Source organism: Actinomyces marseillensis (assembly GCF_900155605.1).
Classification (GTDB): Bacteria; Actinomycetota; Actinomycetes; order Actinomycetales; family Actinomycetaceae; genus Pauljensenia; species Pauljensenia marseillensis.
Genome location: NZ_LT707420.1, coordinates 1,407,243 through 1,431,753, shown reverse-complemented (window position 1 = coordinate 1,431,753; position 24,511 = coordinate 1,407,243). Strand labels below are relative to the sequence as shown.

23 protein-coding genes and 1 riboswitch are annotated in these 24,511 nt (G+C 54.6%); of the genes, 1 reads left to right on the top strand and 22 read right to left on the bottom strand.

Annotated features, from left to right (window positions below; translation table 11 throughout):
- Positions 1-34: 34 nt before the first annotated feature.
- From BQ8011_RS06350 to BQ8011_RS06330, 5 genes are read right to left on the bottom strand one after another with little or no spacing between them, the layout of a single operon-like run.
- The gene (locus BQ8011_RS06350) at positions 35-799 is read right to left on the bottom strand and encodes a polyprenol monophosphomannose synthase (protein ID WP_034503311.1); all 765 of its coding nucleotides are present in this window, start codon (positions 797-799) and stop codon (positions 35-37) included.
- Positions 796-2,364, bottom strand: coding sequence for an apolipoprotein N-acyltransferase (lnt, locus tag BQ8011_RS06345; RefSeq protein ID WP_072455756.1), 1,569 nt, complete (start codon positions 2,362-2,364; stop codon positions 796-798). Before lnt ends, BQ8011_RS06350 begins: the two co-directional genes overlap by 4 nt.
- Positions 2,349-5,054 (bottom strand): DEAD/DEAH box helicase, encoded by a 2,706-nt coding sequence (locus BQ8011_RS06340; RefSeq protein ID WP_072455754.1) that lies wholly within the window; start codon positions 5,052-5,054, stop codon positions 2,349-2,351. The genes lnt and BQ8011_RS06340 overlap by 16 nt, the downstream gene beginning before the upstream one ends.
- A gap of 29 nt (positions 5,055-5,083) precedes the next feature.
- Positions 5,084-6,049, bottom strand: a complete 966-nt coding sequence (locus tag BQ8011_RS06335) for a helix-turn-helix transcriptional regulator (RefSeq protein ID WP_072455752.1) — start codon at positions 6,047-6,049, stop codon at positions 5,084-5,086.
- Positions 6,042-6,959: a helix-turn-helix transcriptional regulator gene (locus BQ8011_RS06330; protein WP_072455749.1), complete on the bottom strand. Its 918-nt coding sequence runs from the start codon at positions 6,957-6,959 to the stop codon at positions 6,042-6,044. Before BQ8011_RS06330 ends, BQ8011_RS06335 begins: the two co-directional genes overlap by 8 nt.
- A 98-nt stretch (positions 6,960-7,057) precedes the next feature.
- Here BQ8011_RS06330 and BQ8011_RS06325 point away from each other — a divergent pair, with 98 nt between their 5' ends.
- Positions 7,058-8,206 (top strand): glycosyltransferase, encoded by a 1,149-nt coding sequence (locus BQ8011_RS06325; RefSeq protein ID WP_072455747.1) that lies wholly within the window; start codon positions 7,058-7,060, stop codon positions 8,204-8,206.
- Between the two features lie 49 nt (positions 8,207-8,255).
- Here the strand turns inward: BQ8011_RS06325 and BQ8011_RS06320 are convergent, their stop codons facing one another.
- From BQ8011_RS06320 to aroC, 17 genes are all read right to left on the bottom strand, one after another.
- Positions 8,256-9,254, bottom strand: coding sequence for an ABC transporter substrate-binding protein (locus tag BQ8011_RS06320; RefSeq protein ID WP_231945284.1), 999 nt, complete (start codon positions 9,252-9,254; stop codon positions 8,256-8,258).
- Positions 9,255-9,276: 22 nt separating this feature from the next.
- The gene (locus BQ8011_RS06315) at positions 9,277-10,047 is read right to left on the bottom strand and encodes an ABC transporter permease (RefSeq protein WP_034503289.1); all 771 of its coding nucleotides are present in this window, start codon (positions 10,045-10,047) and stop codon (positions 9,277-9,279) included.
- 56 nt (positions 10,048-10,103) lie between these two features.
- Positions 10,104-10,228, bottom strand: a riboswitch (FMN riboswitch).
- A gap of 34 nt (positions 10,229-10,262) precedes the next feature.
- Positions 10,263-10,928 (bottom strand): ribulose-phosphate 3-epimerase, encoded by a 666-nt coding sequence (rpe, locus tag BQ8011_RS06310; RefSeq protein WP_072455743.1) that lies wholly within the window; start codon positions 10,926-10,928, stop codon positions 10,263-10,265.
- A gap of 17 nt (positions 10,929-10,945) precedes the next feature.
- On the bottom strand, positions 10,946-12,400 hold the full coding sequence (locus BQ8011_RS06305; protein WP_072455741.1) for a transcription antitermination factor NusB: 1,455 nt from the start codon (positions 12,398-12,400) through the stop codon (positions 10,946-10,948).
- The gene (gene fmt / locus BQ8011_RS06300; protein ID WP_072457707.1) at positions 12,400-13,344 is read right to left on the bottom strand and encodes a methionyl-tRNA formyltransferase; all 945 of its coding nucleotides are present in this window, start codon (positions 13,342-13,344) and stop codon (positions 12,400-12,402) included. Before fmt ends, BQ8011_RS06305 begins: the two co-directional genes overlap by 1 nt.
- 20 nt (positions 13,345-13,364) lie before the next feature.
- The gene (locus BQ8011_RS06295; protein WP_231945283.1) at positions 13,365-15,329 is read right to left on the bottom strand and encodes a primosomal protein N' family DNA-binding protein; all 1,965 of its coding nucleotides are present in this window, start codon (positions 15,327-15,329) and stop codon (positions 13,365-13,367) included.
- Between the two features lie 62 nt (positions 15,330-15,391).
- Positions 15,392-15,991 carry a vitamin K epoxide reductase family protein gene (locus BQ8011_RS06290; protein ID WP_052040918.1) on the bottom strand — a complete coding sequence of 200 codons (600 nt, stop codon included), beginning with the start codon at positions 15,989-15,991 and terminating at the stop codon, positions 15,392-15,394.
- On the bottom strand, positions 15,988-17,175 hold the full coding sequence (gene metK, locus BQ8011_RS06285; protein WP_072455737.1) for a methionine adenosyltransferase: 1,188 nt from the start codon (positions 17,173-17,175) through the stop codon (positions 15,988-15,990). The genes BQ8011_RS06290 and metK overlap by 4 nt, the downstream gene beginning before the upstream one ends.
- 5 nt (positions 17,176-17,180) lie before the next feature.
- Positions 17,181-18,419: a bifunctional phosphopantothenoylcysteine decarboxylase/phosphopantothenate--cysteine ligase CoaBC gene (gene coaBC / locus BQ8011_RS06280; protein ID WP_072455735.1), complete on the bottom strand. Its 1,239-nt coding sequence runs from the start codon at positions 18,417-18,419 to the stop codon at positions 17,181-17,183.
- On the bottom strand, positions 18,397-18,663 hold the full coding sequence (rpoZ, locus tag BQ8011_RS06275; RefSeq protein ID WP_034503272.1) for a DNA-directed RNA polymerase subunit omega: 267 nt from the start codon (positions 18,661-18,663) through the stop codon (positions 18,397-18,399). The genes coaBC and rpoZ overlap by 23 nt, the downstream gene beginning before the upstream one ends.
- 37 nt (positions 18,664-18,700) lie before the next feature.
- Complete coding sequence (gmk, locus tag BQ8011_RS06270; protein WP_034503270.1) at positions 18,701-19,258, bottom strand: guanylate kinase; 558 nt, start codon at positions 19,256-19,258, stop codon at positions 18,701-18,703.
- Positions 19,259-19,289: 31 nt separating this feature from the next.
- Positions 19,290-19,601: an integration host factor, actinobacterial type gene (gene mihF / locus BQ8011_RS06265; protein ID WP_034503267.1), complete on the bottom strand. Its 312-nt coding sequence runs from the start codon at positions 19,599-19,601 to the stop codon at positions 19,290-19,292.
- A gap of 433 nt (positions 19,602-20,034) precedes the next feature.
- Positions 20,035-20,580 (bottom strand): transcription antitermination factor NusB, encoded by a 546-nt coding sequence (nusB, locus tag BQ8011_RS06260; RefSeq protein ID WP_072455733.1) that lies wholly within the window; start codon positions 20,578-20,580, stop codon positions 20,035-20,037.
- A gap of 2 nt (positions 20,581-20,582) precedes the next feature.
- Positions 20,583-21,146 (bottom strand): elongation factor P, encoded by a 564-nt coding sequence (gene efp / locus BQ8011_RS06255; RefSeq protein ID WP_034503263.1) that lies wholly within the window; start codon positions 21,144-21,146, stop codon positions 20,583-20,585.
- Between the two features lie 28 nt (positions 21,147-21,174).
- The gene (locus BQ8011_RS06250; protein ID WP_072455731.1) at positions 21,175-21,711 is read right to left on the bottom strand and encodes a shikimate kinase; all 537 of its coding nucleotides are present in this window, start codon (positions 21,709-21,711) and stop codon (positions 21,175-21,177) included.
- Positions 21,708-23,291 (bottom strand): 3-dehydroquinate synthase, encoded by a 1,584-nt coding sequence (gene aroB / locus BQ8011_RS06245; protein WP_231945282.1) that lies wholly within the window; start codon positions 23,289-23,291, stop codon positions 21,708-21,710. The genes BQ8011_RS06250 and aroB overlap by 4 nt, the downstream gene beginning before the upstream one ends.
- Entirely contained in the window at positions 23,288-24,511 is a 1,224-nt protein-coding gene (gene aroC / locus BQ8011_RS06240; RefSeq protein ID WP_034503251.1) for a chorismate synthase, read from the bottom strand. The genes aroB and aroC overlap by 4 nt, the downstream gene beginning before the upstream one ends.

Here is a 24,511-nt window from a genome sequence, read left to right as displayed (position 1 = left end):
ATCTGCGCCCATTTCTTTTGGTGGGCGCAGATTTTTACTTCTTGCGACGTGAAAACTTTCGTTTAATGCCGTTCTTTGTCACCATGACAAGCTCCTCGACAAAGATTGAACCCGAAAGCTTTGACTCTCCCAATTCACGTTCGTCGAAGGTAATGGGCACCTCGACAATCGTTGCCCCCATCGCCTCGGCCATTGTCGTCATCTCGACTTGGAATCCGAAACCGACGGTCGAAACCTTGTCAAGAATGGCCGTTTCGCGCAACCAAGAAGCCTTGTGGACGCGCAAACCCGCGGTCGCATCCTTGATTCGTGTACCGAGCCAGAAATTGATATAGGCATTTCCAGCACGTGAAAGCGCCACGCGCCAAGGGGCCCAGCCGTTGGTCTTTCCTCCGGGAACCCACCGAGAGCCGATCACCATATCCGGATGATCTGGACCGGCCGCTCGGACCAGAAGCTTAGGAAGATCCTCTGGACGGTGCGAGGCATCGGCGTCCATCTGAATGAGGTAATCGAATCCCATCTCAAGTGCCCGTCCAAGGCCTTCAACATAAGCGGTTGCGAGTCCAGACTTTGCAGGGCGCGTATGTAAATGAAGACGGGAATCTGATTCCATCTGTTCACGAACCCACTCCCCCGTGCCATCGGGCGAAGAATCATCAACGATCAAAACACTCAGCTCAGGAAGGACAGCATGCACGCGTGAGAGCAAACCAGGAAGGGACTCCACTTCGCAGTAGGTGGGGATAACAGCCACTACTCCCCTGCCGGTTTCATACATCTGTTCAGAGTTCGTCATGAGCGGCGTTTCCCTTGTGATCGACGAATGGTTTGCATGCACAGCAACACCAGAAGAATTCCAGTTGATGCCCAGCTAATTTTAGCGGAATATGGCGCTATTCGCGCAGCCCAGGTGAGCGAAGAACGCAGTGGTACCTCGGCGGTTAAGGTAGCAGATTGCATCCTACCGCTTTGAGCGACAACGCTTCCGTCAGGACGAACAATTATCGAATTTCCAGTTGTTGAAGCCTGAACCGTGGAACGTGAAAACTCGATCGCACGAAAACGCGCAATCTGAGTCTGTTGTGACCCTTCGGCACTAAGCCCAAAATGATAGTTATTTGACGGAATAACGATTATCTGGCCGCCGGAAGCAACGCCTTCGCCGAGGAGATCCTCGTAAGCGACCTCAAAACAGATTCCCATCGCTAGAGGTACCACTCGCCCGTCCTGCAAAGACACATCGAAACGCGAAGAGTTATCGACAGCCTCGAGATCGATATCAACTTGTGCAGCTTCAGTTGCTAGACGCGAAATGATTGAACGCGCAGGAATGTATTCACCGAAAGGCACAGGGATTTGCTTGCCGTAATAGGACTCGCTCAAGCCTGAACCCGGATACCATACGCCCATGTAGTTGTAGCGACGATCGTCTTCGAGACGCGTAATACCCACTAGGATCGGCGCTTGCACATCTTGCGCTGCCGATCCAATCAGCCCTGAGACGAGGCGGTTATAAAGTGGATCGCGATCCGTTGAGGACTCTCCCCAGATGACAAGATCGATGTGGTCCTTCGACGCTGCTAGATCTTTCGTTAAACGCGCATGGTTTCCCGTGACTTTCCCAGGCTGAGCATAGGTTTCGAGAGCAGGAAGCTCGATGTTGCCCTGGATAGCTGCGACGGTGAGCGCGCCATTTTCTTGTGAGGAATGCAAAGGAAGTGCGATTGGTGCACAGAAGATCGCAACAGCACCAACCAAGGCGAGTGGGCGCGAATACCAGTGCAGGCCTCCACGCTGGGTGAAATCAAAAGCGCGTCGGAGACATACAGCGCATGCAATGACTGCTGCGCTCACTAGTACTTCACCACCCCAGGGAGCCAAGTGCCCTAAAGGCGTTGCAACCTGGGGATAAGCAAGATTGCCCCAGGGGAATCCTGACCAAGGAAAATGACTCCGTAGCTGTTCGATCCCCACCCAGGAAACCGCGGTTACAACCACCTGCCCGAGCGTGAAACGCGCCCAGGATAAACGCATGAGTCCGCTATAAATTGCACCCCATAACGAGAAAAACAATGTTTCAACGACACTCAAGGCGATCCATGGCAGAACGCTCCCTCCGGTTGCCTGAGCGGTCCATGGAATAAGCGGAAGCCAGAAGGCGAGTCCCACAAGAAACATGTAAAAAGCTGCGCGCCACGCGCCGACCCGGTCGACGCACGAAATCATCAGCGCTGCCGAGGGAATCATGACAATAGCGATGGACAGATCCGGGAATGATGCCCACAAGCCGCATCCGGCTAATAGACATACCGCGCAATCAAAGAGGCTGAGACGAAAACCTCGTGCTACTCGGCGTCCCACGTGACGACTCCTCGCAGAAGAAGCTGGCGCGCATCTCGCGCTTTGGCGGCAAGAGCAGGTGAAGCAACATGACGGAGCTGATCAAGGAGATCCACGACCTGGCGAACCCAACGGACAAAATCGCCGGCAAGAAGAGGTGTCCCCCAAATTGCTGTCGTTAAAGTTGCGCCATTCGCCCATGCGATTACCGCTTGTGCAAGTCCGGGATCAAGCTCTGGAGTTGAAGGAACACCGAGTTCATTTTCTATCGAAATAACCGATTGTGACAGGGCGAATGTTTCTTCCCACGCACGGGCGAGGGCTGTCGAACTTGCCGTCCACGGCTCAACCCCGGCTGATTCTTCTCCCCGTGATTGATAAACGCAGGTTGAGGCAATTGCAGCCAACTCAGGGGCCGAAAGATTGTCCCAAACCCCGCGTTGAAGAGCCTCAACAACAACAAGATTGCGCTCGCCAAAAACACGCCTCAATATTTCGCCCGAAGGAGTGACGCGATCATCAACTAAGAAACCCATCCGATCGAGAACTGCGCATACGCGGTCAAACTGAGATGCGACAGAGTTCGTTCTCCCGTCAATCCGCTTAAGGAGCTTCTCATACTCGGCGTTCTTCTTTGCCCACGTATGCCCCGCTCGAGCATGTTCATCACGGTGCGGGCATGAGTGGACTGGGTGGCGTCGAATAGCTGATCGAAGTGTGGCGATCTCACGATCAATTGGTAACGCCTGCGGTGAGGTATGTTTCTTCGCCTTTCCGCTGGCTCGAAGTTCGCGGATACGATGCGCCCACTCTTCGCGTCCCCGATGGCGACGTAACGCCTCGGAAGGAGGAACGCGTAGCACTGCAACAAGTTCAAGGCTTCCGCTCAAGTCCTCCAAACTCAAGGTATGGAAACGCCCATCGCTTCCCAAAGTCTTGAGCAAGGGACGCATGCCCGCGGAATGCTGAAGTTCAAGCGCAAGGTATCGACGGGCCTTACGTTTGGCACCAATATCGAAAACCTGACCGGGCTTCAGAGAGCGGAATAGCTCTTGGTCTTGCCTCCTGCGCTCGCTCGTATGTTCACGAGAAGCTTCCTTCTCAAGGCGTGCGAGACGGTCACGCATACTGAAGTACTCGTGGGCATCTCCTCGAGAGCACTCAACATGCTCTCCTAAAGAATCCAAGTCCTTCTCAAGAGCGCGCGCGCTCTGAGCGAGATGCACGACTGAGGAATCGGCTTGGAACTGGGCAAAAGACGATTCCAAGACTTTTCTCGTTGCCTTGCGCGTGGAATGCGCAAGCAGATTAACCACCATGTTGTATGTCGGATGGAATGCACTCACAAGCGGATAAGTACGTTTCGACGCCAGGGCAGCAACTTCCTCGGGGGCAATGTCGCGACGCCCACTGACGACCACATGGCCCTCAATATCAATCCCGCGCCGCCCTGCACGTCCTGAAAGCTGCGTAAACTCGCCGGCCGATAAACGGACGTGCTCGGCACCGTTCCACTTTTGTAAAGACTCAATCACGACACAACGCGCAGGCATATTGATACCCAAAGCAAGAGTCTCTGTGGCATAGACAATGCGCAAAAGCCCCATTGTGAAGAGCTTTTCAACCGTTTCCTTCATCAGTGGGAGCATCCCCGCGTGATGCGCAGCCACTCCCCTCTCAAGGGCACGAATCCACGGATCAATCCCTAAAACTGCGTAGTCCTCAACGGGGATAGAGCTCACCGCTGATTGTGCAATATTGCGGATACGTTCAGCCTGGGAACGAGTCGTCAGACTCACTCCGGAGGCAAGGACTTCACTAACCGCGTCCTCGCAGCCCGCACGGGAAAAAATGAAAACGATCGCCGGTAGTAGATTTGCTCGGTCTAAAGTGATCACGGTTGCGGGACGTGAACGAAAACGGCGTTGACTCAGACGTCGTCCCTGGGGTGAACATGCGTAGAGAAGTTCTGGGTTGAGCCGCTCGGATTGTCCAGTGCCTCGACGTGAGGGCGCATAGACATCGTAGAGTTCGCCGTCAACGAGCATGTGTTGGAACAGGGGAACAGGACGTGTTTCAGAGATGATGACCTCGCAAGAACCACGAACCTGGCCGATCCATTCCCCAAACTCTTCAGCGTTCGACACGGTCGCGGACAACGCCACGACCCGCGTGTGCTGGGGCAAATGAATAAGCACTTCTTCCCAGACCGGGCCACGGAAACGATCCGCAAGATAGTGCACTTCGTCGAGCACAACATGACTGAGCGTACTCAAGTCTGCACCCATGTAAATCATGTTCCGCAAGACTTCGGTGGTCATGACGATGATGGGTGCGTCAGGATTAATCGACGTATCGCCGGTGAGGAGGCCCACTCGCTCCTCGCCATAACGCTTCTGAAAATCTGCAAACTTCTGATTAGAAAGTGCCTTAATCGGTGTTGTGTAGAAAGCACGTGAATCGGTCGACAATGAGAGCGCTACGGCGAACTCACCAACAACCGTCTTCCCAGCTCCGGTCGGCGCTGCCACAAGGACACTGTGCCCAGCTTCAAGCGCGTCCATCGCTTGGATTTGGAACTCGTCAGGCCTAAAACTCAATGTATCGACGTACTTCTGGCGGAAAGACCGATCAATACGCTGCTGGCGTCTAAAAGCCTGCATTCCCTGTGCGGGAGACCACTGGCTTTCATTCGGTTCTTGTGCGTCCATTGATGCGCGACGTCGCTTCCGTGCTGGACTCACTCACCGCTCCTCATCAATTGAAAGTGGTCCCAGTTCTCAAGCGCCTGCGTAGCGTAAGTAGCCATGCGTAAACGCCATGAGGCCGGGCATTCAATGATATCTGCCGAAATATCACAGAGCAGTGCAAGAACCCACGCTTCGTTCCACACCGGTAGACTCAGCGTCACGGTATCAGCGTCTTCTTTAAGCAGCGTGCACTCGTAGTCTTCACAGAGCCACCGTGCACCCTGGGTGACGGTGAGGGTAAGAGATTGCGGAGCCTCGGCATCGGGAATCGCAACCCGAGGCCGCCGCCCGCCGATCTGTAGTGAATCGATATGGGTGACGTTATAGCTTCGATGGACCTCTCGCTTTGGATCCCAGGCGTCGAGAATCCACGCATCGACGAGGCGACGGAGCCCAAGCGGAAATACGTGACGAGGGGCGTGTATCTGACCCGTCTGATATGTGAATGTAACTTCAAGACGCTCTGCGATGGCCTCGCGAAGTTGTGCAACCGTGTCGCCTTCTGCGCTCTTCGCGAGGACCGGTTCCTCACCAAGTAGCTGAATAATCTCCCTATCCTCAGAAGAAGACGTAGCCTGTTCCTGTGCAAGACGAGAGAGCTTCGCAGCAGCAGCCAACAGCGCGTCCTTCTCGACCTCCCGCAAGTGGGGAGAAAGCGCACGTAAAGCAACAAGCAAAGTTGCTGCCTCGGCAGGGGTGAATGAAGGCAACGAGGGAAGGGTACTCCCGCGCATCACGAGGATCTCTTGTTCGTCGTAGAGCTGCCAGTCGATTCCATAGGAACGATCGAGCATCGAGTCGCCAATCTCGCCCATGTACTCGATATCTCTGCGCACCTGGCGGGAGGTACGCCCAAAGTGCTGTGCGATTTGGCGAACGGTGTGACCGGGATTCTCATTGATCCACGAGGCCATGGCGAGAATGCGCGCCACCTGCAGTTGGGATTCTTCAGGCACGACTCACCTCTTTGCGGTGAGAAGCCTTTTCGAGGCGGGATCGAAGATCCTTGACAAAAGGCTCCGGAGAGAGCGGAACACAATCGGCGGCGTAGAGAAGAACGAACTGGAGCCAATAGTGATAGGGAGCGAGGTGGCCAGTGTAGAGCTGCCACTCCCCTGTCCCCTCTTCCAGAGGAACATCATGGATCTGTGCCTCTTGGAATGCAGCCGACGCCTCACGTACGGCGAAGACCGGCTGCAGCGGGCGCGAAATATCAATAGTTTCGCTGCGGGGTGAACGAGTGCGCGCGTCCCCAGGTTCTCCGAGAACCTCGATCGGTCCAAGGATTCGGGAAAGCCTGAAAGTTCTTTCGCCTTCGCGGTCAAGATCGAAGCCTTGAAGATAGATCGCTGAGCCAGAGACCACAAGATTCCACGGCTCTACTGCTCGAGTTTGCGTTGACTTTGGACTGCGATAGACGAATGAGACCACGCTTTCACTTGTAATGGCTTGGTAGAGAGGCAGCACGTTCTCACAGCCCGAAAGACGAAGCTGGATGGCCTCGTGGGTGTGGGAGCCCATATGCGCGCGGAGTTTCGTCGCTGCAATCTGAGTGGCGTCGGAAGTTTGCCAAGCAGATGCTGCCAGGTCGATGAGAGCAATCTCGTCGGCACTGAAGTCCACGCTTTGTTGAGACTGTGCCGCAATTCGGTAAATCGCCTCGTCTCCTCGGCGGCGGACGGTAATCTCAACTCCGACCCGCTTCAGGGTGTTCTTATCCCGCGAAAAAGCAGAATCGAAAGCATCATCACTGAGCGCGCGATAGTGAGTGAGCCGACGAATCTGAGACCGCGAACGCCCACGTTCTGCAGAGGTGAGGTCAAAGAGAAGATCGAGGATTCGTACGCTGGTATCGTTCCCCTCCACGATGCCTCCTCCTTGTGACAGAATTGATCCAAGCTTCAGACTAGTGTGCCTTGGTTCTATCAGCGAGCAAAGACACGGTCAGACGACGGGAGTTGGCTGTGAGGATCCTTCTTTCGGCAAGTGACTATACGAACCTCACCAACGGTCTTGCGCGTTCCGCCAGAGACTTTTGTCAAGGATTGCGCGAGCGCGGGCACGAGGTCAAAGTTCTGTCCTACGGTGAGGAATCTTCACTGGAGTACCCGCTTCCAGAGTTGCGTATTCCTATCCTCAACGCATATATCCATGCACAAAACTTCCGCATCGCGCGCCCGGATCTTCGCGCGATCAAAGCTGCACTCCAGTGGGCAGATATCGTCTACGTTGAAGATCCTCTGCCCGCGAACGCCCTCCTGGTTCGGGAGGCACGGCGGGCTAGGATCCCCGTTGTCGGGAGTTTCCACGTCTATCCGGAGAATTTCCTTGCGCCGTTCCCGGCATTGAACCGTCCGAGCATCAATCGCGCTTTGTATTCTTTGTTCTACTCGTCGGTCTATTCAGCCTGCGACTGCATTCATGCGCCAACTCAGGCGGTCAAGGAACGTTTAGAGCGCTTTGGGTACAAGGTTCCAATTGAGGCGTTCTCAAATGGATTGCCAAACGCGTGGATTCGCGCTGATCTACCGGCATCTTCGCGCGGGGAAATTCAAACATCGCAGGCACCGCACAGGTTTACTCTCGTCTCAACGGGACGGTACGCACCAGAAAAGAACCATGAAGTTCTGCTGCGTGCTCTTGCATACTCGCGACATGCACCAGCAATTGATCTCTATTTACCAGGACGCGGCCCCCATGAGAATAACCTGCGTCGTCTTGCTTCTCCCTTAGCTGCCACTGTTCATTTTGGCTTCTTTTCGCACGAGGACCTACAAGGGCTTCTTGACCGTGCGGATTTGTATATTCACTGCGCCAGAGTCGAGATTGAAGGGCTTGCGGCTCTTGAGGCGATGGCACGAGGAGTCACGCCTTTGATCGCGCGATCTGAAGAGTCTTCAACCTGGCGATACGCACAAGATGAACGCTGCGTGTTTCCCTACGACAATCCAGTGAGACTTGCCCGGCTGATTGACTATTGGCTGGACCATCCTTGCGGATGCCGCGATATGGGAATGAAACATTACGAGCAGGCACGGGAACTAAGCATGACGCACAGCATTGATGCTATGGAGTCTTTGCTTGTGCGAACGTATCGTTCGCACGCACGCTAATGCCCTCAGACAGAAATGGCTGTCTGAGGGCACGCGGAAAATACTAGAACTACGACCGTGGTACGTAATCGTTAGTCATCACTTGATCAAGCGACACGTCTTGTTGAAGTAGCCCGGAAACCGATGACATAAAGCTCAGCATTTCGTTCCATCTGCTCGTATCCTGTTCAAGCGAAACTGTCGAATTCGCGCCAAGAATCAGCAGATTCGTCGCAGTCAGAATCTTCGTCGCTGTTTCTCGAGTTTTCTCGTCACTCAGTGTCGTATCGCGTTTCTCGGTCGCTGCAAAGGCTTGATCAGGGTGTTCGACGGCAGTCGTCATGCCTTCCTGAGTAGCTGCCAGCAACTCTTTAAGTTCGTTCGCATGATCTTTTGCCCACTGGGGTGTTGTCACCAGAGAAGCTGACACGAGTGGAATAGTGCAGTCACATTCCACCGCCTGTGCATCAACTCCAGCGGCGGAAAGCTGTACGGCCTCGTTATTGGCAAAACCGACAATTGCGTCGACGTCCCCCTTACCCAAAGCAGAGGTCTGGGTATAGCCAATCGACATAACGTTGACGTCAGAGGGCGTCATGTTTGCGCTTGCAAGGTACGCCTGAAGAGCGAGCCAAGAAGATCCGTACTCCCCCGGGATCCCAACTTTCTTTCCTTTAAGGTCACCGACGGTCTTAATTCCGGTGTCTTTCCTCGTCAGAATCACATTGGGTTGTTCGCGGTAATAGGTCGCTACCGAGATGACGTCCATTCCCTGAGAGCGCGCTTGGACGACTTCGTCGCCGGTTGCCAGAACAACTTGTTCATCTCCGCTCACGAGCGCCGTGAAAACGCCTTCGTCGTTGCCGTGATGACGAAGCTCGACGTTGAGTTTGTGGGAAGAATAGTTCCCATTGTCTAGGGCAAGGTAGATGCCAGAAAACTGGACGTTTGGAACGTAGGTTAGACCGATAACAGTTGCACCGCTTGAGTGAGTTCCACCGTGACATCCACCGAGTAGAATTACTCCCGCAGCGAGTGCGGCAACCTTACGTAATACAGGACGCATCATGCTCTCCAATCACATGTTCGTACTAGTCGGTTTCCACCATGACGCGTGCCCGCGCTTCCCAAGCAGACATGAGCAAGTAGATCAGTACTGCTTGGAGACACAGGAGAATGATGACAACAAACATTCCCGCAGTGTCGACATTCGTTCGCATTTGTGAGAGCAACATTCCGAGGCCTTTTCCTCCCATCACCATTTCGCCAACGACTGCACCCGTAATTGAGAGGGTGAAACCGTTACGAATTCCGGCAAGAATTGCCGGTGAGGCTAGTGGAATCTCAATTCGCAAAGCCATCGTGAGGCCGGCCGCTCCATCGAGCTGAGCAGCCTCACAGACCTGACGATCAAGAGATCGAAGACCCACAAGAGCAGAAATGAGGATCGGGAAAAAAGCGATCAATGCGCAAAGCATAGAAATCGGAACAAGACCGTATCCAAACCAGAGCACCAAAAAAGGCGCGAGGGCAACCGCAGGGAGCGCTTGAGAGGCCCCAAGAAGAGGTTCAATCGCATCCGATAGCGTCTGAAAACGGAAGATGCAGTAGCTCAGAGGCAGTGCGATACACACGCCGACGAGTCCGCCGACTAGAGCCTCTCCGCCTGTACGCGCAAACGCGAGCCAGAGAGAGGACTGTTGAATAAGGGAGTATCCTCGGGCGAGGACGGCGTACGGCGAAGGAAGACGCCACGCTTGAATCCCGCTCCACGCAGTGATGGCCCACCAAATAAGGACAACACATGCAAGAACAAGCAGCGGGGCGAAAACAATGAGACGGCGAGAGGCTCGACGCTTCACGGTATTCCTTCCCGCACTTCGAGCTATGCAGCCGCTCAGCGGGGTACAAACCCGCTCAACTACTTCTCCCATCCAGGCTTTAACTGTCGGTACTGGAGTTTCACCAGTTCAACCGCAATAGGTATTGCGGGTCGCGGACTATCACCGCCGGCTCGGACTTACACCGACCCCGAAGTACACGATCATTGTGGCACGTCGCGATGCGGGTGTCATTTCTAGTGCATGTGTGAGTGAGCAAGAGAACGCAAAGTTGCAATCTCTTCATATGCGTCTTCAGCGCGGAAAATTGCAGAACCCGCGACAAAGTTTGTCGCTCCTGCTTCAGCGGCCTGCTCGATCGTCGAACGAGAAACTCCCCCATCGACTTGAATTGAAATATCGAGTGCGGAAGCATCGATTGCTTCGCGAGTCCTGCGGATCTTGGGAAGCATCGTATCTAAGAAGCTTTGACCCCCAAATCCAGGTTCAACAGTCATAACAAGAATCATGTCGAACTCGGGAAGCAAATCGATGTAGGGAGCGATATCTGTTGAAGGCTTGAGGGCAAGAGCAGCTCGCGCTCCAAAATGACGGATCTCCCGAGCGGTTCGGATTGGTGCACCCGCGGCCTCGGCGTGGAAAGTCACGGATGCGCAGCCAACCTCGGCATAGGCGGGCGCCCAGCGGTCGGGGTCCGCAATCATGAGGTGCGCATCGATGGGCATAATACCGGTTCGAACGCAGGCCTCGACGACGGGAAGCCCCCACGTCAGATTCGGAACAAAGTGGTTGTCCATGACATCAACGTGGGCGATATCAGCGCTCGAAATCTTCGTGAGTTCATCCTCGAGTCGAGCGATATTGCAATTGAGAATCGATGGCGAAATGACGGGGATCGTCATGGTATCTCCTGGCGGTCTTAGAGTTTTCTGAGTGCAGCAATGAACATAAGGTCAGTTTCGTTACGGTGTTCCCACAGCTGGAGTGTTGAGGCAGCAATGCCCTGGCTTTGGGGAAGGTCGAGGGGGCGTGGCGTGATCTGTGCAGCTACAGGCGCAAGATTAATCAGCTCAACCTGACCGCCTGAGAGCACACGCGAAATCTGCTCATGTGTCTCAGCGATGACCGGCGAGCAGGTTACATAGACGATCACACCGCCACTTCTGGTCAAAGCAATTCCTCGGTCAAGAAGCTGCTCTTGGATTGTCACTAATTGCTCGAGGTCTTCGGGCTGCCTGCGCCACCTGGACTCCGGACGTCGACGCATCGAGCCTAAACCAGAGCAGGGCGCATCAATAATGACGCGATCGAAAGATCCCAACTGCCAACGGGAGGTATCTCCACCGAATTGTGTTCCATCAGCGCAGACCACCTCTGTGTTATCGAGGTGTTCGAGGGTACGTTCAACGAGACGTGCGCGGTGTGGGTGAATCTCATTAGCAATAAGGTACGCTCCGCGAGCACCGCCAAGCGCTGCAACTAACGCCGCTTTTCCACCAGGCCCCGCACACAAGTCAAGCCATTGAGCATCCGAGCCTTCCACCGGGATAGAAGCAGCGACAATTGCCGCAAGCTGCGAGCCCTCATCCTGAACCGCAGCCCTACGCTGCCGGATTGCGGGAATACGTGCAGGGTCGCCAGATTCGAGGAGAATCGCATAAGGCGAAACCTCACCATCAGCGATACGTGTATGTAAATACTCGCCGCATTGATCAGCGAGATCATCAACATCGATTAAACCCGGGCGCGCAACCAAGGAAACGTAGGGCGCTCGATTGTTCGCCGCCAAAAGCTCACGAATTTCCGAGGCCTCGCAGCCATTCGCCACGAGTGCTTTCGTATATTCTTCGACCATCCATTGCGGGTGCGAATACTCGATTGCAAGGCGCTGAGTCTCATCGCACGCGTCTAATGCTTCACGCCGGGCGTCATCGCCTTCTCGGATAATCGAACGCAAAACAGCGTTAATAAACTTTGCAGGCCCCGCACTGAGATACTGGCGCGCCAAATCTACGGTCTGGGAAACCGCGGCATGGTCGGGTACTCGCATACGCAAGAGCTGATAGGTTCCCAAACGAAGGATGTCAACAATAGCGCCCTCAATCTGTGCAAGAGGACGGGAGGAATTCCGGGCAATTACCCAGTCGAGGAATCCTTGTTCGCGCAGCGAACCATACGTGAGTTCAACCGCGAAAGCACGATCTCGTTGATCGATGTGCTCACGATGTTCAAACTCCTTAAGCACCTTGGGAAGTACAAGGTTCGCGTAGGCATCGTCTTCGCGTACTAGGCGCAGAACTTCGTACGCAATCTGCCGCGGTGCATCTGCTTCGCGGAAAGAGCGGTAACCGTCCGAATACCTGTGCGTTGCCATCAGTGCTCAAGCCCTTCGCCTAGACGATCATCGTCATTCAACCTGGCACCACGTGCCCAAGCGGCAGCTTCCATCCATTTCTTGCCCGCGGGGGCGACTTCTCCAAGTTCGAGACAGAAATCTGCACACCCAACAAGAACGCTCTTCTTCGAAACGATCAAACGTCCAGGGCCGGGAGTAGGGATGTCGGTCAGAGAAGCTTTGCCAAGCTTGAGCCGTTGGCCATTCAAGAGCGTAAAGGCACCGGGGCTTGGAATGACAGCTCGAATCTGCTGCCACGTCTGCCGAGCACTGTCAGTGAAGGAGACGGCCCCGTCAGTAACTTCTAGACGCCGGGCATAGTGAAGCTCAACAGTTGGATCGATAATCTGCGGCTGAGAGTGCGCGCTGCCCAAGTTAATCGAATCGACGACTTCTACGACTTGGCGGGAGCCGGCAACCGCCATCTCTTCAAGGAGCTCACCACTGGTTTGATCCGCGATAGCAATGGGAAGTCGCGAGAACACGGGGCCTGTATCGAGGCCTTCTTCGAGCTGGAATACGGATGACGCGGTCTCTTCGCACCCCGAAAGGATCGCCCATTGAACCGGGGCTGCACCACGAAATTCAGGAAGATTCGAAAAATGCAGATTGAGCCAACCGTGCGGCAACATGTTGAGAATACGCAGTGGGATCAGTGCGCCGTAGGCAACAACGACGGCGATATCAGCCTTCCAATGAGCAATACGCTCATAGGCCTCATCGTTCTTGAGTGAGGAAGTCTCATACAGGTCAATACCGAGCTCCGCTGCGCGCGATGCCACAGGAGATGGAACCAGCGCACGTCCGCGACCGCTTCGCGCAGGCGGTCGTGTAATCACTCCAACGACTTCATGAGAAGAGGCAACTAGGGCATTGAGGGTTGGTAACGCCGCTTCGGGGGTACCAGCAAAAACAATTCGCACAGGCATAGTCTAGCGGTTCTTTAGAACAGCTCAGGGGGATTGAGCGTCAGTCGTAGCGGATAGAGTTTACGCGCTGAACGTACACCCGAGCGCTCTCGCAGGACACGTGCAAGCTGTGGGTAGTCTTCGGTATTGCATCGAATGAGCGCACGACGTATTCCCTGATTCGGTGTGCGTCTATCGCTGCGTGGTGCGTCGACAATACCGATAAGCTCAGCGGGTAATTCTTTGCAGAAGCTGTTGAGCTGATCTTCTGGGCCGTCAATCGCAACGATGGAAGCAGTGGGAGGAAAACGAAGTACTTGGCGCTCATCCAAAATGCGCTGGATGTATTCTTCGGGATTCCAGCGAATGAGCGCCTGCGCAAGAGGTTGATCTAATCCCGCAGAGACCCAAATCTGGCCCTGTGGCCGTACCAGAGCTGCTGTAGTGAGCCAGCGGCGAAGCGCTTCTTCGGGGGCCCAAAGTTCCGGTCGTGAGGCCAATGCTGCTGCGGAGGGAATAATCAAAGCAGCGTACCCCGATTCGGCATCGGGCTGTGCACCTGCTGTGGCGACAACAATTCGCGGCGAGGCGTTGATTTCCGGGCGCTGCTCATCAATACCTTGCGAAATAAGGAGGGGAACCTGAGTAAATGAACGTCCGAGCTCTTCACCAATGCGTTCGGAGCCAATCCGCCACCACCGCAAAGCGGTCCCTTGGCATTTCATGCATCGCCAGTTGTGTGTTGCCCGGGAACACCAGGCACAAACGATGCTCTGATCACGCGATAGTGTGAGAGGCCCCGAACAAACTTCGCAACGCGCTGGTGCCCCGCAGCGCTCGCAGCCGACAACGGGAATGTAACCCGCGTTTGGGGCAAGGATGAGCACTGGGCCTTCTGTCAGGCCGCGGCGAATACACGCGTAGGCATCGGGCGGCAGCAGAGCATGCGCTGCCCTCCCCTGGCGTTCATCGTCAAGATCATCGGATACAAAGAAACGCCCCGTTGATTCACGCAGCACTTCTCTTTCTGGATTGAGCGAGATCGCCCACTTGCGCATGACAAGATACTGGGCTTTTACCGAACGGCTAAAACTGCCCACAGCCATTGCAACGTGTTCAAGGTGTGCGCGTGCAACCGCAATATCAAGCGCATCGGTACGTGGATTGCGAATCTCTCGAAGGTGGTCGTCTCCATCTCCCCAGATGATGATTAAACCTAAATCTTTCATGGGAAGCCATGCTGCCGAACGTGTGCCAACGACAATGCGATGTGAACCTTGGCTGCATTGTCGGTAAGTTCGATAACGTTCAACAGCAGATTGCTCTGCAGTGTAAAGCGCAACGGGCACCGAGAGAAGATCTTCAAGGTCGCAGCTCAGACGCTGTGCCGAACGCTGCGTCGGCGTAATGATCAATGTTGAACGCTTGGACGTCAATGTCGCGCTGGTAAGTTGAGCGATTTCTTGCGTGGAACGTCCCGGAATTGAAGTCCAGACACAACGTGGATGGTCTCCCTGTTCTAAATGCTCAATGAAGTTCGTTCCGTATGGGTAGGGCTGCCATGCGCTGGCATCACGCTGCGTCTTGATGTCTCCATCAAAGGGAAGGTGTTTCTCTTTTTCGACTGATGCACGTCGTGGCGGAATCGCAAGACTTAAGACCGCAGAGACGGTTGACAAGTAGCGGTCAGCGATATACCGAGCGAGAGAAAACGTCTGTGGTGCCACTACTGAGCAAGAGGACACCACGTCTATCAGTTCGCGGATGGTTGGACTTGGAGTATCTACGCGTTCACATGAGAGGACCCATCCCACGCGTTTTGATCCGCTCAAAGGAACTTGGACGATGTATCCGGAAAGATCGATATTTTCCCAAGCTTGAGGAACCAGATAGTCCAAGGGACGATCCAGGTGTGGAAGATCCGTATCAACATACACCCGTGCGATCAGCCGAGGTTCAACATCCTCGAGCTGGAAGCCTGGGAGTGCAATTTCTTCCATCACCATGCCTCTAGTTCATCACATGGCGCTGGCATTTGGAGACCGATTGACTCTGATCTTAGTTATCCGAAAAGAAGCGGACCATATCTGAAGGCGATCATTGCGAGGATCGCGGTGATAACGAGAACAGCAACCAGCCAGTCACCACCGGACTTCATCACAGCTTTCCACCAGTTCGGTGCTGGGAGCACGCCTTGCTTGATACACACTCGAGTCAATCCAAACCAGACCAGTGTTGTGGTGATCGTGATCAGTAAACACCAAGGACACAGGACATGAATGACGAAGTACGACTGAGTGAAGAGCCAATAGGCAAAGAGCACGCCAATTGTGTAGAGCGCTTCGACGCACAGGATGTACCACTTGGGGAAGCGAACTCCCGCGATGAGGGCAAAAGAAACTGCCAGCACAATGGCCTCGAAGAAGATTCCGAGGAAAGCGTTGGGGAATCCAAGCACGCGCGCCTGCGGCGTCGAAGCAACAGCTGAACATGACAAGACCGACGAGACATCGCAGCTAAACCTGCGGCCATCATCGGAAGCAAGCTGCCAGGCTTCGATTGAAAGGACGAAGGAAGCACACAGGCCAATCACACCTGAGATTGCCATTTCGATGGCAGTTCCCCGGTGTGGTGCTCGCGACGAGAGTTCAGATGTGCTCATCCGAGAATATCCTTCAGCATCGATACTCGATCGGTCTGCTCCCAAGGGAAGATATTGCGACCAAAATGCCCATAAGAGGATGTGCGTGCATAGATTGGACGTAGCAGATCGAGGTCCTCGATGATACCGGCCGGGCGAAGATCAAAGCAACGAGTAATGGCCTCGGTCAAAGCATCATCACTTACGCTCCCGGTTCCGAAGGTCTCCACGTACAAACCAACCGGATGTGCGCGACCAATCGCGTAAGCTAGCTGAATTTCGCAGCGCTTGGCATATCCGGCAGCGACGATATTCTTCGCGATCCAGCGAGCAGCATAGGCTGCAGAACGGTCGACCTTGGAGGGATCCTTACCTGAGAATGCTCCACCCCCGTGACGGGCCATACCTCCGTATGTGTCGACGATAATTTTACGTCCGGTCAGCCCGGCATCACCTGCGGGTCCACCAATGACGAAGCGCCCAGAGGGATTGACCAAAAGCTTCATCGAAGAAGTCGATAACTCCAAACCAGCCTCTTCAAGGACCGGGGCAACAACCAAGGCTCGCAGTTGCTCATCCAGGTCTGTCATCGAAAGTTCGGGGTCATGCTGCGTTGAAATGACGAGGGTATCAAGTTCGCGGGGAACCCCCTGTTCGTCGTAGGCCAGCGTGACCTGAGTTTTACCGTCCGGGCGTAGGCCGTGGGCAAGTCCCTGGTGACGAACGTATGCAAGACGTTCGGCGAGCTTGTGGGCAAGCCAAATGGGAGCCGGCATCAAGTCCGGCGTCTCATCAGAGGCGTAACCGAACATCATTCCTTGATCGCCGGCGCCCTGTGATTCACGGCGATCTTCGCTTGAAGATGTACGCGTTTCGAGTGAGTGGTCAACGCCCTGGGCAATATCGCTACTCTGAGCGCCGATCGAGACCGAAACGCCGCAGGAGGCTCCGTCAAAGCCCATGCAGGAGGAGTCATATCCGATCTCAAGAATCTGCTCGCGTACGATTTGGGGAATCTCGACGTATGCATCCGTCGAAACCTCTCCGGCTACGTGCACCAAGCCGGTGGTCACCATGGTTTCAACAGCCACACGTGAGCGAGGATCCGCCTCGAGAAGCGCGTCCAAGATGGAATCAGAGATACGATCGCAGACCTTATCAGGATGGCCTTCGGTCACGGATTCGGAAGTAAAGTATTTTCTCATGTCACTCACGCTTCTATCGTAGTTAGGCGTTCGGCAATTAGATCAACTAGGGTGCGGGCGACGTCGGCCTTCGTCCCGCCTCCTTCGGTGACAAGGGAGCCTTGGGCATCCATCACATACACATAGTTCGGTACGTCTCCAAAACCGAGGCTCTCCCCTACGGCGTTCACTGCTAAGTAGTCGGCGTTCTTCCGCCGTGCTTTCGCTCGACCATATTCAAGAACGGTCTGAGGATCGCCGGTTTCTGCAGCGAATCCGATGACAACTGAGGGACGTTGGGGCGAAGAAGTAACGGCCTTGAGAATGTCCGTAGTTTCTTCCAGCTGGATTATTGGCGGTGCAGCGCCCTGCTCTTCTTTTTTGATTTTCGAGGCCGCAGGGGCCTTTGGGCGGTAATCGGCGACCGCCGCCGCCATAACGAGTGCGTCGCACGACTGGAGTTTTTCGAAAAGCACCGAGTGCACCTCAGCGGCGCTAGAAGCTGGAATAACAGTGCATTCCCGTGGGAGAAGCGAAGCCTCAATATTGGAGGCAACCAGGGTCACATCCGCACCACGCCGCGCAGCTTCTTTAGCAATCTCGATTCCCTGTCGACCGCTGGACCGATTCCCGAGGAAACGAACTGGGTCAAGCGCCTCGCGAGTACCACCTGCGGTAACGATGATTTTCTTGCCAAAAAGCTCGCCGCTCGAGGCAAGAATGCGGCTTACCTGTGCGGCGATATCCTCCGGTTCGCTCATTCGCCCAGCGCCAGAGTCCCCCGAAGCTAAATCGCCTTTCTCCGGACCGACGATAATAAACCCACGTTCGTGAAGGGTTTTGATATTGTCTTGCGTCGCCGAAGCGTTCCACATCTGCGTGTGCATCGCGGGGGCCACGATAACTGGACACGAACTCGCTAGGACAGTTGTAGTAAGCAGATCATTTGCCTGTCCGTGTGCAATGCGGGCGATAAGGTCGGCAGTAGCCGGAGCGATAACAAGCGCATCACAATTCCGAGCAAGCTCCACATGATCGGCGCCTCCGCCATGAAAGACGTCGGTGAACACGCACTTCTGCGTCAACCCTTCCCACGTAGTCTTGCCGACAAACGCAAGGGACGCCGGAGTCGGGACAACCGATACTGTGAAGCCTTCCTTTTGGAGCAGGCGAAGCAGGAATACGGCTTTATATGCAGCAATGCCCGCAGAAACACCGAGAACGATGTGCGCGGGCTTGTGCTCAGGCTTGAGGTGCTGACTCAAGGGTCAACAGGCCTTCATCAATCTCACGAAGTGCGATTGCCAAAGGCTTCTCGTCAACTTCAGTATCGACAACAGGGCCAACAAACTGGATCATGTTCTGCTCCAGCTGGATGTTGTAGGAATTGATCTGACGTGCACGACGGGCCGCAAAGATCACCAGGGCGTACTTCGAATCAACGTGTTCGAGCAGATCATCGATCGGCGGGTAGGTGATACCTTCTGGCTGTGCAACAATTCCGGACATGCAAATCTCTCCTGATGTAATGAGCGAGAACTAAATTCTATTCTAGCCCCATGATTTGGGCGAGTTCCTCGACGGCGGTTTCCAAATCATCATTGACAACAGTGACATCAAACTCATCTTCTGCTGCAAGCTCAGTCTTTGCCGTGAGAAGTCGACGTTCCTGCTCAGCAGCATCTTCAGTTCCTCGATTCACGAGGCGAGCAACAAGCTCTTCCCACGAAGGAGGCGCAAGAAAAACGAACTGCGCATCCGGCAATGACTCCCGGACTTGGCGCACGCCTGCAATATCGATCTCGAGGAGGAAGGGAACTCCCCTCTTCACGGCGTCATCAACAGGCCCTCGCGGAGTTCCGTAGTGATACTTGCCATGAACAAGCGCCCATTCGAGCATCTGCCCTGAATCGACGAGCCGAAGGAATTCCTCTTCGGAAACAAAGTGGTAGTGCACTCCGTCTACTTCACCGGGGCGAGGAGAACGCGTCGTCATTGAGATTGAAAGCTCAACTTGAGGAAAACGCTCACGCAAACGTGCAATAACGGTGCCTTTGCCGACAGCCGTTGGGCCGGCGATAACGGTAACTTTGGAAGTAGACATGCCTGTATGCTGCCACAGTGAAGCCGAAACTTCAGCCGAAGCGGCGAATCAGTTCCTCTCGCTGAACCTGCCCAAGACCACGAACACGTCTAGAAGGCGCAATCTTGATCTCGTTCATGAGAGCTTCAGCAGTACTCACACCGACTCTGGGCAGGGCTTCAAGCAAAGAACGCACCTTCATCTTCGCGATTGCTTCATCACTAGCGGCCATATCAATGACCTCTGAAAGAGTGAGCTCTCGCGATTTGAGCGCATTCTTCACCTCAGCGCGCCGACGACGAGCGCGCGTCGCCTTTTCCAGAGCCTCGGCTCGCTGTTGCGGAGTTAGATCTGGCAGTGCCATCTCACTACGCTCCTTTTCTAGATTCCCCTGACAGGAATAGCATCGCACTTTCTTGATGATTTTTGGTGCAAATGCAACCGACAAATCGCGAATTTCCACGAGCTAAAGGCGTGAGAAGCAGCTTCGCAACGAGCGACTATTACGGAGCAGAGACTCGCAAACCCGGAAAAACTGCAGAGCTTCAGTTTCTACTACACGCATTACTGTCTACGAGAAACTGCCGCTGACCTGCATCGGATGCGCATCACCTTTGCCGACCCGTCACCGATTGACGGAACTAAGAAGAGACGTTGAGTTCCACGTGTGGTGATGTCCACCGGAAGTATGCGCGTCAACACAAATTACTAAATATGGCATATCTCACACTCTCGGAAGTGTCCCCTATAGTGTAAACGGGGTGCCCGAAAGCACCCCGTTTACACATTATGACGTTTTAGTACTCGTCTAAGAGGTCATCCAATTCGTTGATTTCATCGGCACTGAGCTCATCGTCGATGTCATCTTCAGATTCCTGAACAGATTGACGAGACCAGCTCGGTGATTCGATGTCTCGGCGAATGGCGTCAAGGATGGCGTTGACGAAGCCCGCAGACTCTTCGGTGGAAATCGACTTGACGATGGAAATCGCCTCGTCAATCGCAATCACCGGAGGAACGTCTTCGGAGTTTGACAGCATTTCCCACACCGCGACGCGCAAAACTGCGCGGTCGACCGCAGGAACTCGATCTAAGCCCGTTCGCGCATGAGAATCAATGAGCCGATCAATCCGATACAGCTCATCGGCAACTCCTTCGATAATTTGAATCGAATAGTCGGGCAGCGGAGTCAGTGCGGCGGTGATTACCTTGCGTTCGCGAAGGAGATCGCGCAGCACGCTCGCATTCCTGCCCATGCCACGCTGGTCGGCCTCATAAACGACGTCGGCAGCACGCTTGCGAGCCTTCGTCCGAGAAGTGAATTGGTGCTTCTTGTGAGACATTATCAGTCGGTCACGCGTCCGGAGTAAGAGCCATCGCGGGTATCGACCTTGACTCGTGTTCCTTCTTCCATGAAGAGCGGAACCTGAATCTCGTAGCCGGTCTCGAGGGTCGCGGGCTTGGTGCCAGCGGAAGAACGATCGCCCTGCAGGCCGGGCTCGGTGTGGGTGATCGTCAAGACGACGGTTGCGGGAAGTTCGATGAACAGAACCGCGCCGTCATGCTGAGAAACAATGACGTCCTGGTTCTCAACCATGAAGTTACGGGCATCACCAACGACCTCGGCAGGAACGTTAATCTGCTCGTAGGTAGAAGCATCCATGAAAACGTAATCGGAGCCATCCTGGTACAGGTACGTCATATCGCGACGATCGACTGTAGCGGTTTCGATCTTGACGCCCGCGTTGAAGGTCTTGTCAACGGTCTTCCCGGACAGAACGTTCTTAATCTTGGTGCGCACAAAGGCAGGGCCCTTACCCGGCTTCACGTGCTGGAATTCAACAACCTGCCACAGCTGGCCGTCAATCACCATGACGAGGCCGTTCTTCAGATCATTTGTCGTAGCCACTATAAAAGTCCTCCCAAATCGGGTGAGTTTAAACCGTGGCCATCTTACACGCCACGATGATATTCTCCGCTACCTCACTCGGAGTTTTTAAACCAGTGTCACAAGAAAAACTAGCAAACTCAAGGTAGGTGCGATCCAATTCGCGGGTCATCATCGCAAATAACGAGCGTGGTGCGCCAAGCCCCACGGAGCGTGGAGCATTGAGGCCAACGCGTCGCGCGGCTTGATCAATGGGAAGCTGGAGAAGAACAACAGCGCTCCCCTGCTTCTTCAAAGCAATCAAACGGTCGATAATTCTTTGATGACGCGCCTGCGATGGTGAGAGCACCGCAATATCGCACACGCCGCTCAAAAGCCGCTCACCGGCATCTTCAAGCGCACGATCAAAAGGAAAATCTTCATCCGCGACGAGTTCGTCGAATGAACGCGAATACTCTGACTGAAGGATATCGATGTCTTCGGTAACGCTGAGCCCGCATCGAGCCGCGATCTCACGGGCAATTGTCGTCTTCCCGCTCCCCGAAGTCCCCACCAAAACAAGCTTGGGGGTAATAGCCGAACTCAATGCTTCATTCCCATTGACTCAGCGCATACGCGCACTTCATCGGGAGTAATAGGAAGTGTTACAGGATTCTCGATCCCATCAAGAAGCACGAATCTCAAAACGCCGGCACGCACCTTTTTATCGGAAAGCATGACGTTGAGAAGATCTTCGATTGACGCATCGAGATAATGCGTTGGCAACCCAAGAGAAGCAAAGTCATGCTCATGACGAAGGACGTCTTCTTCGGTAAGAAGACCTCGCTGATGGGCAAGATGAGCCGCAAATACGCAGCCGATGGCGACCGCATCACCGTGGCGAAACTCGAAGTTCTCAAGCTTTTCGATGGCATGGGCCAGAGTATGGCCATAATTAAGAAACTCGCGCGGGCCACTCTCGTGCAGATCCATACTCACTACACGAGCTTTGACCGCAATCGAACGTTCGATGAGTTCAGCAATAATCTCTCCGTCCGGATCAAAGATCTCCTCAGGATCAGATTCGACGATCTCTAGGATCCGCGGATCAGCAATAAAACCGCATTTGACGACCTCTCCCAAACCCGCTCGGTAGTCTTGCTCGCTCAGCGTCTTCAAATGGTCAAGGTCGACGATGACGCGACGCGGAGAATGGAAAGCTCCAACAAGGTTCTTACCCACCGCAGTGTTAATACCGGTCTTTCCTCCAACTGAGGCATCGACCATTCCCAAAAGTGTCGTTGGAACCGCAATAAAGTCAATTCCTCGAAGCCAGGAGGCAGCAAGGAAACCACCAACATCTGTCGTTGCTCCCCCACCGATCGCGACAACGCAATCAGCTCGCCCAATTCTCTCGCGTCCGGCGAGGTCCCAAAGATCAGAAAGATTATCGATTGTCTTTGCATCTTCCCCATCAGGAAGAACGTGGGTGATTGTCGTGTAGCCCAGATCTTGAAGTTTGCGCATCATAGAACGCGCATAAGTGTGAAGCGGCGGCGCGCACAGGATCAAGATCTTTGTCGCATTTTCACGAAGTTTCTCGGTGACGGCAGCGATAGGAAAATCGCGTGCGATCACAACATCGTAGGGCTGATCTACTTCGACAGGAATGGTACGAACCATGGTTATCTCTCCCAACGCGCCAAGGATTTGCTGGACGACTTCTTGAGATGGACCAGCATTCGTCTGAACAGTTACCGACGCGACCTCACGGAAATAGTCTTTTCGCTGTTCCCACAGCTCTTTGAGGCGTTCTTCCGCGTTTCCAGCGAGGAGTGGACGCGTCGATCCGCCAGCGCGCCGAAGCAACTCGCTCAGTTCAGCTTCGATGTAGATCACACACCGACCGCGCAGTCGTTCACGTGTGCGCGCACTGATAAGCGCGCCGCCTCCTAGAGACAAAACACCTGGAAGCTCAAGGGCCTGACCAATGACCTCTTCTTCGATTGTGCGGAAAGCGGCCTCGCCGTCGCTGGCAAATATCTCGGGGATACTCCGCCCTTGGCTACTTTCAATGAGTGAATCAGAGTCACGGTGTGCGACGCCCAGTGCAGCGGCAAGCTCACGTCCAACTCGGCTCTTGCCGCTCGCTGGCATCCCAACGAGAACAATCACTGCCGCATTCACTGCGTCAGTCCAAGTCGCTCACTGATATGCGCGCAGTAAGCCTCAAGATTGCGCTTGCACTCCCTCAAGGAATTACCCCCCGCATGATCGCTCAAAGCACGGGCAAGGACCAAAGCGACCTCGGCCTCGGCAATGACTGCACCGGGGACCACCTGGCAGGTGTCAGAGCGCTGATGAAGAGCTCGTGCGTCTTCACCCGTCGCAAGATCAACCGTCCTCAAAGCGTGGGGCACGGTTGAGATCGGCTTAAAGGCAGCGCGCACGACGATCGCCTGACCGTTTGATGTTCCGCCTTCTATGCCACCAGCGCGGTTCGAGGCCCTCGTGAGAGTTCCATCGGCGGCTCGAATAATCTCGTCGTGAGCCTGGGAGCCAGGCAGGCGCGATTGCGCGAATCCGTCGCCGATCTCAACGCCCTTGACAGATTGAATGGACATCAGGGCTGCAGCAAGCTGCGCATCAAGACGGCGATCAGATTGAACGTGAGTCCCTACCCCAATCGGAACATTCCACGCCACGACTTCAACGATTCCGCCAACGGTATCGCCAGCGGCGCGGGTTTCCTCGACACATGCCAAAAATTCGGATTCATCATCCTTATCGAGTGCGCGCATCGGCGAGGCATTCAGATGTTCTTCATCAGATGGCAAGGGAAGGCGACTCGACTTCGCTTCGCATGGCCCAACGCCAACCACATGGGAAACCAGTTCGATGTTTGCAAGCTGACGCAGAAAAGCCTCTACGCAAGCTCCTAAAGCAACGCGAGCAGCCGTTTCGCGTGCGCTCGCTCGCTCAAGAATCGGGCGAATTTCATCAAGATCGTAAGACAAGACACCCGGAAGATCTGCATGCCCGGGACGAGGTTTTGTCAGCGCGCGATTTCGCGCAACTTCACGCTCATCACCTTTACCAGCGTCGACGAGAAGATCCTCGGGCGAAACAGGATCGGCGGACATCACCTTCTCCCACTTCGGCCATTCAGAATTCGCAATCTCAATCACGATTGGAGCGCCAGTTGTCAGCCCATGGCGGACTCCCCCAAGAATTCGCACTTCGTCAGCTTCAAACTTCTGACGCGCACCACGTCCGGCGCCCAAACGACGTCGTGCAAGGGCATCGCGAATAGTCTGGGTGGTCAGTTCAACCCCAGAAGGCATGCCCTCAAGAGTTGCGACCAGCGCTGGACCGTGTGATTCACCTGCAGTAAGCCATCTGAGCAT

What these genes read in the sequence shown, in the direction of transcription:
- BQ8011_RS06290 (WP_052040918.1), bottom strand. Translation starts at nt 15,991, where the DNA reads ATGAGCACATCTGAACTCTCGTCGCGAGCACCACACCGGGGAACTGCC.
- rpoZ (WP_034503272.1), bottom strand. Translation starts at nt 18,663, where the DNA reads ATGTCCGGAATTGTTGCACAGCCAGAAGGTATCACCTACCCGCCGATC.
- metK (WP_072455737.1), bottom strand. Translation starts at nt 17,175, where the DNA reads ATGAGAAAATACTTTACTTCCGAATCCGTGACCGAAGGCCATCCTGAT.
- nusB (WP_072455733.1), bottom strand. Translation starts at nt 20,580, where the DNA reads ATGTCTCACAAGAAGCACCAATTCACTTCTCGGACGAAGGCTCGCAAG.
- BQ8011_RS06305 (WP_072455741.1), bottom strand. Translation starts at nt 12,400, where the DNA reads ATGGCAACGCACAGGTATTCGGACGGTTACCGCTCTTTCCGCGAAGCA.
- BQ8011_RS06295 (WP_231945283.1), bottom strand. Translation starts at nt 15,329, where the DNA reads ATGGAAGAAATTGCACTCCCAGGCTTCCAGCTCGAGGATGTTGAACCT.
- BQ8011_RS06340 (WP_072455754.1), bottom strand. Translation starts at nt 5,054, where the DNA reads ATGGACGCACAAGAACCGAATGAAAGCCAGTGGTCTCCCGCACAGGGA.
- rpe (WP_072455743.1), bottom strand. Translation starts at nt 10,928, where the DNA reads ATGACGATCCCCGTCATTTCGCCATCGATTCTCAATTGCAATATCGCT.
- mihF (WP_034503267.1), bottom strand. Translation starts at nt 19,601, where the DNA reads ATGGCACTGCCAGATCTAACTCCGCAACAGCGAGCCGAGGCTCTGGAA.
- aroC (WP_034503251.1), bottom strand. Translation starts at nt 24,511, where the DNA reads ATGCTCAGATGGCTTACTGCAGGTGAATCACACGGTCCAGCGCTGGTC.
- BQ8011_RS06320 (WP_231945284.1), bottom strand. Translation starts at nt 9,254, where the DNA reads ATGATGCGTCCTGTATTACGTAAGGTTGCCGCACTCGCTGCGGGAGTA.
- gmk (WP_034503270.1), bottom strand. Translation starts at nt 19,258, where the DNA reads ATGTCTACTTCCAAAGTTACCGTTATCGCCGGCCCAACGGCTGTCGGC.
- BQ8011_RS06350 (WP_034503311.1), bottom strand. Translation starts at nt 799, where the DNA reads ATGACGAACTCTGAACAGATGTATGAAACCGGCAGGGGAGTAGTGGCT.